This is a genomic window from Micromonospora sp. 4G55, assembly GCF_016803375.1.
The window spans coordinates 1-10,880 of the sequence record NZ_JAEVHN010000176.1; the positions used below are offsets into that span (position 1 = coordinate 1).

The window sequence follows — 10,880 nt, forward strand, 5'->3', positions numbered from 1 at the left end:
CCTACTACCGGACGGCGGTGTCCAGTCGAGTCTTCAGCCGGCTGGACCACTACCTGTGGCAGCTGACCTACAGGTGGGCGTTACGCCGCCACCCGAACAAGCCGAAGCACTGGATCGTTTCCCGGTACTTCGACCGGTTCAACCCGTCCCGCAGAACCCGGTGGGTGTTCGGCGACCGCGACAGCGGCGCATACCTGCTCAAGTTCGGCTGGACGAAAATCGTCCGGCACCAGATGGTCATCGGCTCGGCGTCCGTCGACGACCCGACCCTGACCGACTACTGGAACGCCCGGCGTCGCCGCAGCCGATCGTCGCTCCCAGTCAACCGCCTCACCCTGGGCCTGCTCCAGGCTCAGCACGGGCGGTGCGGCTACTGCGACGACCTGCTGCTGCACGCCGACCGGCAGCCGCAGAACCCACAGCAGTGGGAACAGTGGCTGCGCGGAACCCGCAAGGCGATCAGCCGCAAAGCCATCGTCCCAGGGGGTGGCGGGCCGGACGATCAACCGCGTCTCGTCCACGCTCACTGCCGGCGGCGGCGCACCTCCGCTGCCAACGTGAGCCCAGCACCGCAAGAGACCTGCGAGCCCGTGGGGCTTGCTTGAGCCGGGTGCGGTGAAAGCCGCACGCCCGGTTCTGAGGGGGCCCCGTCACGGCGACGCGATGGGGCTACCCGACTTGTACGAAGGAGCACCGGGGACGGGCGTGAGGCTGCGAACTTCGACGCCCGCCCCCGGGCTGCCTGACAGGTGGAGTCACTCGCCGCCGGTGGCGGGGGCGAGTTGGTACGTGGCCGGACGCTCGACGATCTGCACGGCCTGCCCGTCGGCGACGAGCTTCGTTGCGGCGTTGGCGACGGCGCCCGCGCTGGCCTTGGCCGCGCCGGTGCCGACGTTCGCGGCGTCGATGAGACGGCACAGCTCACCGGTCTTGTAGGCCCGGTCCGGGTGCGCCTCGAGAATGTCCAGGATCGCTCCGCGCAGCGACCCGCCGATGCGGCGGGACCCGCCCGAAGATTGGCTCCGCTGTGCGCGGGCATCGTCGGGATTGTCCGACGGAGTCTCGGGCGCGGGGCCGGTTGGCGTGTCACCGGCGGGGGCGCCGTCAGGCATAGGCGCGCCCTGCGCGTTCAGATCGGTCTGCGGCGGTGCGGGCGCGCTGGGGCTGGCCGGGGCGTCTGCCGCTTGGGCGGCAGGGGGTGCGTCCCCGTCCTGGCTCGGCTCCTGCGCGGCCTCCGGGGTGGCGGCCGGGTCGGGTGCGTTCGCCGCGGGTTGCGGCGCGGCGGTGGCGGCGCGGCCAGCGTCGGTGAGTCGCCACAGCGTGCGGCCGTCGCCGGTGCGGAGCCGCTCGGCCTGTCCCGATCCTTCCCAGGCGCGCAGCTTCGGCGTGGTGGTGGAGTAACCGAGTCCGGCGTGCTCGGCGACCGTCGCGGCGGTGGCCTCGCCGAGTTCGGCCAGCGCCGCCAGCACCTTGAACGCACTGTGCGCGGGGAGGTTCTCCGATGGCGTGTCCGTCATAAAAAGTTCCTTTCGTCGTGTGGTTCCTGCGGGTTGAGGTCCGCGCACTGATCCACGCTTCGACCGCCGCGCTGATCAAGTGCTCGGACCGAATCTCGGGAAGGTGTCCTCCCGCACCGCCGTTGACCGGCATCGGCCTGTCGGCAGGCATTGGGTGGGCGCGCCGGCTGGGGGTGGCTACGGGCGGGCGCCGCCGGACCCGGTGTGGGATCGCGCCGCCTGGTCCAGTCGGCGGTGAGAGGCCAACGTGGGCGGAAGAGGAATAGAGCTGCCTGCTGCAGGCCGGACTGGCGGGTCACCCCATGCCCGGGGCGCCCGGCGCTGCTGCCGTCGACGCACCAGCCGTGGGAGTGGCCGACGCGGTGTGCCCACAGCGTTGGGGGTGCGAGGTGCTACCGCGCTAAGGCTGGGTCATGCCGGGAGCGCCGCACGACGGCGGGACAACGCCTGGTGTCCCCCAGGAGAAGGGGAAGCTGAGGGCGCCGTGGCGCCGGTGAGCCGATCGTGGCGTTAGAGGGCGACGGTGATGAGCCGCTGGTCGGGTGCGAGGGTGGCGAGGTGGCGCAGGGCCTGCTCGATGTAGGTGGTGCGGTCGGCGAGGGCGTCGCTGGTGGGGGCGAGTTCGCGGCCGTCGGCGGCGAGCATGGCGTCGCCGACCACGGCGGTGGCGGCGCTGTAGTGCTGGTATGCGAGGGGGCCGGCCTGGTACATCTCCAGCTCTCCGATGCCGGGTTGGCCGGGTCCGGGGTTGGCGGCGGCGTGCAGGCGCATGGCCTGGACGCGGGGTTGGGCGTGGAAGTCCGCGGCCGCGCTGTCGTGGGGGTAGCGGTCGGGGTTGGCGAGGTGGCGTGCCTCGAAGGCGGGCCATCCGGTGGCGGGTCGGGTGCCGTGGACGGCCTGTTGCCAGATCTGATGGCGGATGCCGGCGCCGACCGCGGCGGCGTGGCGCATACCGACCAGGTCGAGCAGGCTGACGGGGCCGCCGGCGCAGAGCGCGGGTGCGCCCTTGCGCAGGCCGATGAGATGGTGGCGCTGCCAGCGCCGCAGGCCGGGCGTGGCCCAGAAGCGGGCGGTGAGGGCGCCGGGAACGCCGAAGTGGGTGGCGAGCTGCCCGGTGGCGAGGGCCTCCTGGGGGACGTCGTCGGGCAGGCACACGATCATCGTCTGGATGGTCGGGGCCGGCGTGGCGATCGGCTGCGGCACCGGCCGTCGGGCAGCGGCGGCAGGCACCGGCTTGACGGGGGATGGGCTGGGCCGGTTGGGGGCTGCCGGCACGCGGCTGCCGTTACGGGTCAGCGGGGTGCCGTTGACGGTCTGGGCCATGGGATTCCTCCTTGAGGCGGGCGCGTCAGAGCGCGCACAAGGGACCGGCCCACCAAGTGCATGGGTCGGCTCAGGGCAGACAAGGCAGAAGGGGCGCGGATGGTGCGGGTGGTTGGTGCGACCTGGGGGCCGCCGCGCGGGGCGCGTGCCGACCGGCCGTAGCGGGTGGGCGCCGGCGCACCGCAGAGGTGCGGCGAGGGATCCCTGCAGGTGGGACCGAACCGGTGAAGCGATATGTGGGGGGTGGTGTTGTCGACGACGGTAGCGGTGGGTTCTGTCAGCGCCCGTGGCGCCCATGTCGTCCGGAAAATGGCGCTGACCTGGGCTGTCAGAGCCCTGGGCGCCGGTACGCGAGGTGGGGCTTGCGGGGTGTCAGACCGCGTCGGTCTGTCAGCCGGCGCTATCGCCTGTCAGATGGGGGGTCTGCGCTTGTGGGGGCGAGGCAGTGACCGCCGCTGTCAGGCCGTGAGCGGGTAGAGGGATCACTGGTCGGGGTTGTCGGCGAAGCGGTGGGGATTGGTCGCGGGGTTGTCGGGCCCGTGGTCGCAGGGCAGCTCGTGCAGCCAGCGGCGCGGGCCGGAGTCGGTACTCAGCGTCCAGGCCGGGCCAGCCGGGTGCTCGCCCTGCACGCCGGTGGCCACGGGCATGACGGTGGGCACACCGGCGAGCGCACGCAGCAGGTTGGTCTCCCGGCGGCGGCTGGGCACCCGCAGCAGGACCGGGTAGCGAGGTCCGAACTCGGCGAGGCGTTCGTAGCCGCGCAGCTTGCGTAACACCGTGGTCAGCGGTTCAGTGCCGTTGTCGTGCTCAAGGAAAAAACCCACCGTGCGGCCGCCGGCGCACCAGATGCCGTGAGCGTCGGGGCGGATGCCGGCGATGGCGTAGGCGGCGGTGGCGTGCTGCTCCGACCACCAACGCGCCAGGCGGGCATGCGGGTTGGTGCGCGTGTAGGCGATGAGGTCGACGAACAGCTGGTTGGTGCCGAGCAGGTGGCGCAATTTGCGGCTGCCGACGATGCGTTCGGTGCGCTCGATGCTGCTGCGCGGCGGCGGGCGTTGGCCCGGTCCGGGTCGGTGTATGTGGTGGGGTGCACGAGCATGCCGAGCGGGCCGAGAGCGAAAAGGTGCTGCCTGTCACCGGTGGTGACGTCGACGAACCGGCTGACCGCGTCGATCGCATACAGGGTCGACAGCCGAAGCAGTGCCGAGCGACGGGAGGTGAACAGGGCTTGCCCGATCTGATCGGTGGACAACACGTAGTGCTCGGCGAGCCAGGCGAGGAGCTGACGGTCTCGGGTGGTCAGCCGGCGAAGGTTGTCCAAGCGAGCGCGCCGGCTGCCCAGGCCGCCGGAAGCAGGCCGACGGCGAGCCGTCGGGCTTGGGTCGCGCGACGGACGGTCGGAGGCGGCAGGGTCGGGGCGGGAAGGCTGGGAGGCCATGAGTGGATGTCCTTCGGGGTCGAGGCGCGGTGGAGCCGGATGGATCGCAGGCGGAGGCAGGCGCGCGAGATTCCCTCGGGGGTGGAGAGGTCCCCTCTATGGAGGGGTGTCTGGAAACGGCATCGGGCTGGCAGGGTGACTATCAGGGGCCGTGTGCAGCACCGACAGACCGACCCGCGAAACCTGTCGGGGCTAATAGGCGATCAGTGGTGAAGGGCGGGCGAAGGGCCGGCGGAAGGGGTGAAGCAGAGGCATTGACAAGGGCTGGCAGGTGTTGTCGTGGGTGGGAGGCCAGGCGTGCGCAGTCACTCGGCGACATCGGGCAGACGTCGGGTAAGCACGCCGGGTCGAACCACGGCGCGGTCGACGCTAGCGGCAACTTCGCGCCAGGGGCCCGACGGCGGCGAGTCGGCTCGCTGAGCTTGGTCGAGCGTCAGGAGGCGGCCGATGGTTACGCTGTTGCTTGCAGCTGCGGCCATTGTTGACCCGGTCTGCTGAGGTGGTTAGCGCACCGTGGTTTTGACACCGACTCAGGCCAGTCCGGCGGACGATCAAAGATCCGCAAACACCGGCATGGAAGCGATGATCGTCATGGGTGGTCCTCGGCGGCTCCGGTACCTTCCGACGCTCGCTGTGTCGTTGATCGGTACGTTCGTCGGTGCGTTCTTGGCGATTACGACCAACCTTGCCAGTGACCTGCTCACTCTGCCGCGCTGGTTGTCCGTGGTGCAGCGGCACCCGTTGGCCGCGTCGTTCGTGCTCGCGGTTGTGATGTTCGGGCTATGGGCGGTCGGCTATTTCTATGACCAGGCTGGCCCGCAGCCGGCAACCAGCGACGACGTCGCTGAAGCCGGGGAACGCATTCACGAGCAGCTCGACCGGATCGAAATCAGCCAGCTCGAACGCGACGACCGTGTGCTGAACCGGCTCCCCCCACTTGCCAGGCAACTCCTCGACGAGGATGTCGACCACGAGAGCACCTGGCAGTTAATAGTCGCGTTCACGCGCGATTCGACTGATCCATATCGGGTGGCACGCGAGTGGGCCGTTGCGCCGCCAGCAGCAGTCGCGAGCTTGTCGGCGCATGGCCAGCTCGTCGTGACCGAGCTCATGCTCGCCTTTGCGCAGCCCGCTGCGGCGGTGGAGTTCATACGTGCGGCGCTTAACCTGGGTGTGAGCCCGAGGGCCTTCTGGCTTTTTCGTGCCGCGCAAGTGGCCTGGACCGCCGACGACGCGGACGGGGCGCTTGCGTTCCTCGACGAAGCTCAGCGGATCGATCCGACCTATCCTCTGTCCACCGCTACGCGCCTAGGTCATGAAGGTCGATGGGCCGAGGCGGCTGTGGCAATCGCCGGGTTCAACCCGCAGACCGCCTGGGAGCGCGACGCGGCCGCGTCCGTGACAGCCACAGTGTTCATGAATCTGGACCGGCTTGACGACGCGATCACCGTCCTCGAAGGCGTTGCCGAAAAGACTCCCTGGTCGGGTGTACTCCTACACCTCGCGCAACTACTTCGACATCGCTCCGCTTCCGGTGCTGGTGACAGCAGGTGGAAGGACGCCGCCCGAGCCCGTGACCTTGCCATCCGAGCCAGGAACCTTCGCCGCTTGTGGAGGGGGGACAGCGCCGAAGCCATCGCCGCTGCGGCGGAGGCGATGTTCATCGGCGAGGACCCGGAGGCAGTGTGGGCAATTACGCGGCCTTCGCCTGAGGGCGACGCAACACCACACGAGGCGGCCGACAGCCGGGTGTTGCCTCTCGCGGCGCTTGGGGCGGCACTCACCGGCCGATCGACACAAGCGCAGCAACTCGCCGCAGAGACCAATGACGGGTTCGTTAAGCTCCAGGTTGAGGCAGAGATCCTGAGCCTGCACTCGGTCGACGGCGGCCGCCTAACGAGCACCGACGCATGGCTGCGCGTGGCGGACGCGGCGTTGACAGACGAGCAGCAGCTTCGTGCTTTGCGCTTCCTCGCCCTTGAAGGAGCGACGCACCAGGCACACGCTGATGCCCTGCGGCAGAAGTATCCAGCCGCCATGGCTGAGATCGATTCGATCCGCGAAGTCGCGTCAATCAGCGGCCCCGACGCCGACAGCAGGCTCCGCAGCCTCGAGCAGGACCTTCCCCTCGCCTCCGTTCGTCGCGCTGAGTTGATCCGTGCGGCCGGCGATCTGCCCCGCGCCGCGCGCGTACTGGTCGACGCCATGCAGCGGTCGAAAGATCCACGTCTGCTGCTGATGGCCATCGACTGCTACATGGAAGACGGCAACTGGCCTGGCGCCAGAGAGATCGCCCAGCAGGCGCTCACCGAGTCGGGCATGCTCTGGCCCGGCCGAGCCACGGTTCTGCGGCGCCTGGTCGACATCCAGGTCGCGCTGCACGACTGGTCGAGTGCCATGTCCGCGTGCCGGTCCCTCCTGGAGCTCGACGACCGAGACGATGACGCGCGCTGGAACCTCGCCCTGTGCGAATTCCGGGACGGTAGCCCGAAGGAGGCATTGCAGACACTCCGCCGCCATGGCGAACCACAGCCTACGACCCCCCACCGCGCCATGTTCCTGCTCGACCTGGTCCGCCGGTTCTGCGATGCCCCCGAGGTGGCCCGAACGGCGCTGGAGCAACTTCGTGCCTTTTCGCACGACGAGGAAATGCATCTGGCAGCGATGAACGCGATCAACACGCGGATCGATCGTTCCGAGTTGCCGGAAGAGGTTGGGCGGGAGGTTACAGAAGCCTGGGCCTCCTTCTTCGAGCGATATCCCGACAGCAGCAGAGTCACGAAATACACCTTCGCCGACGACACCCTGCCCGCTGATATGGAGTCGATGCTCCGAGCGCACGCCGCCAGTTACCAGGCCGCACGCGCCATCGTCCTGGACGATCTTGTACCGGTCGGCCTCCTGAGCCCGGTCGTAGGTAAGCCATATGCGGCGATTTTCCCGTACCGCCCGCTGGGGGTGCACCGCATCGCATCACCACTCGATCAAGACATCCAGACCGAGCTGCAATACGTCAGGGACACTATTGATCAGGACTGCGTCGTCGATGCGAGCGCCCTGTACACGTTGGCGTTGATCCCAGGTATCGCGCCCGCCCTCACCAGACTCGTCGCGAGAGTAATGACTACCGCTGCGGGGCTCGCTGACCTTCTCGCGGCGGACGACTACTTCAGCCTTCCGTCCGTCGGTACCATGGGATTCGATCCGGACCGTGACCGGTTCTTCGCCGAAGAATCGAATCCTGATATCCGACAGCGCCAGCAGCAGCAGATCAGCACCATGCTGGCCCACGCACGGAACCTTCGCCGCATCGGCCATCCCGCGCTCGTCAATTTCCCGCCCCTGCACGGACAGCAGGAGCCGCCGTGGCTGCTGAACGTTGACGCGGCAAAGACGATCGGTGCCGGATTCTGGTGTGACGACCTCGGTCTGCGGCGGCTGGCGCACGCCCATGGCGTCCGCACCTTCGGCACGCTGTCGATGCTGGCCGCCGCCGTCGAACTCGGATACCTCGACGAGGACAGCATGCAGCAAGCGCTGCATACCTTGACCACCGAGTACGCCGTCGACCTGCCCTTCGACCAAGACCTGCTCATCCGTGTGGCCGCAGAACAACAATGGCAACCCGGACCCGTAGCAGCCGTCCTCGGTCGGCCGGCAGCCTGGACGCAGCCAGAGCCAGCCGCGATGGTCCTTCGGGCGGCCCTGCGCCGTGCGCCAGCCGAGGCAATCACCGCCTGGACCTACCACGCACTCCTCGGCCTGCACGCTGCGTCTCCACAAGAACACCGTGACGGAAACCTGATTCAGGTATCAACGGCACTGGCCTGCGAGGCCTGGGCGCGTCCCGATCACCTCTACGGGATCGCGCACGCGTTGGAGGCGCTGGTTCCGGAACACGTAGTGGAGATCGTCGACACTGTGCTCAAAACCCTGTGGCTGCACCTATTGAAGGGCCACAGCACGGACGAAGCCGTGCTGATCATGATCTACCTTGTCGGCAAACTCAGCGACTCAACCCGACAGCGGGCTATGCATTTCGTGCTGCAGGACCCGCCGTCCGACACATAGCTGAAAGGATTGCGGCTAATCCGGCGCGATGGAGCCCCTGCCCGGCGGACTGCTCGCCACCCGAGGTTCAGTGGGCTGAAATGTCAGATCGGTACCCTGGCCCTATCAAGGCTTGCCTGTGTCCCGTTTTGGCCGGTTCTTGCGAGCCTCCTCTGCGAGCTTGTCGATGGCACTGACGTCCTGCCGCTTAACAGCTGCTGCAGCCTCGTGCCGGATGGCGGTTGCTTCACCAGCGACCGGTCGGGGTGGGCGGGTTTTGAGGGTGAAGGCGGGAGTCTGTCGGCCGTTGACGACGAGCCGTGCGGCGGCGGTGTAGGCGTCGAGGTGGGTCAGGTCGTGTTCGTCGAGTTCGGGCAGGGTGTGTCTGGCGAGGACGCGGGCGTCTTCGGGCGCGCATGAGAAGTAGATTTTGTTGCGGGCGTTGGCGGAGACGGCGGCGAGCAGGTCTTTCGGGAATTGGGCCAGGTCCTGGTGGGAGAGGACCATCGATAGCCGGTACTTGCGGGCTTCGGCGAGCATGGTGTCGAGGCTGTTGGCGAGGGTGAGGAAGTTCTGCGCTTCGTCGATGATCAGGGTGGCGTCGCGGCGCTTGTCGGGGGCGATTCTTGCGCGGGCGGTGGCGGCTTGCCACACCTGGGCCAGGACGAGGGAGCCGAGCAGTTTGCTGGTGTCCTCGCCGAGTTGTCCCTTGGGGATGCGGACGAGCAGCGCTCCGCCGTCGAGGACTTTGCCCATGTCGAAGCTGGAGTGCGGGTAGCGCATGGTGCGTTTGACGAAGTCTCGTAGCAGGAACGCGCGCAGTCGGGCGAGGACGGGTCCGATGACTTGGGAGCGCAGGGCGGGGTTGAGCTCGTCGTACCACTGCCAGAAGCCGGACAGGCCGGCCGGGTCGTCGAGGTCGACGGTCATGGCGGAGCGGAACTGTTTGCTGTTGAGCAGGGGTGGGATGTGTTGCAGGGTGACGTTGGCGTGGCGGAGCAGGGTCAGGCAGGCCACGCGCATCACGTCGTCCATGCGGGGTCCCCATGCCTTGGAGAAGATGTTCCCGAAGATCGATACGAGGTTGTCCACGACGAGGTCGGGGTCGTCGCCGGACAGGGGGTTGAGGGTGGGCGGGTTGGGCTGGTCGGGGTCGAACAGCACCACCCGATCTGCGACGGAGGCGGGGAGCCGGTCCAGGATGTCCAGGACCAGGTCGCCGTGGGGGTCGATGACCACGGTGCCGCGGCCGGCGGTGATGTCGTCGACGGCCATGTTGACCAGCAGGGTGGTTTTCCCGCTGCCGGTGGAGCCGACGACGTGCAGGTGGTAGCGGGCGTCGGGGACGGACAGGGCGACGCCGTGGCCGCCGACCTGGGCGTCTCCGATCATCTTGGTGCCGCGCCCGCCGGTGGGCACGGCGACCGGGGCGGGCATGGACTTCGCCCGTGCCCGGTCGAGGCCGGGTACGGCCAGGTCGCGGGGTAGGGCGGCGAGGGCGGCCAGTTCGGGGGTGCTGGTGGAGGAACCCGGCGCCGAGGCGCCGGGCCGCCAGGACCGCGGTGGGGGCGGGCATGCGGGTGCGGTGGGTGAGGCGGTTGCGGCCGGAGTGCACGGCGAAGGAGGAGGCGATCGTGTCGGCGATGCCGCGCAGCCGGGGACGCTGGTCGGTGGTGGCGCGCCGGCTGGTTTTGGCGACGGCGTAGCGCACGGCGGTTTCCCACAGGGGGTGGGCGGTCTTGTCGAGGATGGCCCGCACGTCGCGTTCCACCCCCGGATCTCGCCGGGGCGTGCCGGCGACCGTGGACCGGCTTCGGGCGGAGGATCCGGTCTGGAAGGTCTCGATGAGCCAGAGCAGTGGTGCGGCGGGGTTGAGGGTGGGGACGGCGGTTCTGCCGTCGCGTAGCCGGGCGGCGGCGTGTCGGGCGCGCCTCACGCGGCGGGGTGTGGCGGGGCGGGCGAGGATCTGCACGCAGGCGTGCTCGTCGGCGCGTAGTTGGGAGCCGGCGGCCATCAGCGCGCGCAGCGGGTCGTTGTCGTGGTCGGTGGCGAAGGGAAGCCATTCGGCGGCGGTGGGCAGCAATTGCCCGCCCACGGCCGCCGGCACTTTGGGGGGATGGGTGCGGTGGTGGTGTCGTCGGTGGTGCAGGTGGCGCCGGGCCAGGCGGCGCGGACGGCGGCCTCGACCGCTCCGGGTGGCACGGTGCCGGGCACCCAGACGGAGATGAGTAGCCGTCGGCCGGTCCAGGTGTACTGCCAGGCGACGTGGGGGTGCCGTGGAGCCAGCGGCGGTACCGGGAGGGGGTGAGGGTGCCGGCGAGGTTGGCCCATAGCGCCTGTGCGCTGTGGGGGTCGACCTCCGGGGGTGGGGCGATGGTGACCAGGCGGGCGCCGTCGGCGTGGCGGCGGTGCCGCCAGAGCTGCAGCAGGTTGCGGCCGGTGATGTAGGCGAGCAGTGCGGCAGCGGCGACGGCGAGCAGCCAGGGCCGCTGCGCCGCGTAATCGGCAGCGTCGCTCACCCAGTGGGCCACCCGGGTGGGGCGTGTGCTGGT

4 protein-coding genes and 2 pseudogenes are annotated in these 10,880 nt (G+C 69.3%); 2 read left to right on the plus strand and 4 right to left on the minus strand.

Going from position 1 to position 10,880, the window contains the following annotated elements:
• Positions 1-605, plus strand: a 605-nt coding sequence (locus tag JNW89_RS16395; protein WP_305070514.1) for a group II intron maturase-specific domain-containing protein, incomplete at its 5' end; no start/stop codon positions are given.
• A 150-nt stretch (positions 606-755) separates the two neighbouring features.
• Here the strand turns inward: JNW89_RS16395 and JNW89_RS16400 are convergent.
• The 3 genes and pseudogenes from JNW89_RS16400 to JNW89_RS16410 form a co-directional block, all read right to left on the minus strand.
• Positions 756-1,517: a MarR family winged helix-turn-helix transcriptional regulator gene (locus JNW89_RS16400; RefSeq protein ID WP_238449577.1), complete on the minus strand. Its 762-nt coding sequence runs from the start codon at positions 1,515-1,517 to the stop codon at positions 756-758.
• Between the two features lie 510 nt (positions 1,518-2,027).
• Complete coding sequence (locus tag JNW89_RS16405) at positions 2,028-2,840, minus strand: hypothetical protein (RefSeq protein ID WP_238449578.1); 813 nt, start codon at positions 2,838-2,840, stop codon at positions 2,028-2,030.
• Positions 2,841-3,322: 482 nt separating this feature from the next.
• Positions 3,323-4,278: pseudogene (locus JNW89_RS16410) on the minus strand (replication-relaxation family protein).
• 573 nt (positions 4,279-4,851) lie between these two features.
• On the opposite strand from JNW89_RS16410, the gene JNW89_RS16415 reads away from it, so the two are divergent.
• Complete coding sequence (locus JNW89_RS16415; protein WP_238449579.1) at positions 4,852-8,349, plus strand: hypothetical protein; 3,498 nt, start codon at positions 4,852-4,854, stop codon at positions 8,347-8,349.
• A 105-nt stretch (positions 8,350-8,454) separates the two neighbouring features.
• Here the strand turns inward: JNW89_RS16415 and JNW89_RS16420 are convergent.
• A pseudogene (locus tag JNW89_RS16420) lies at positions 8,455-10,859 on the minus strand (type IV secretory system conjugative DNA transfer family protein).
• Positions 10,860-10,880: the final 21 nt, after the last annotated feature.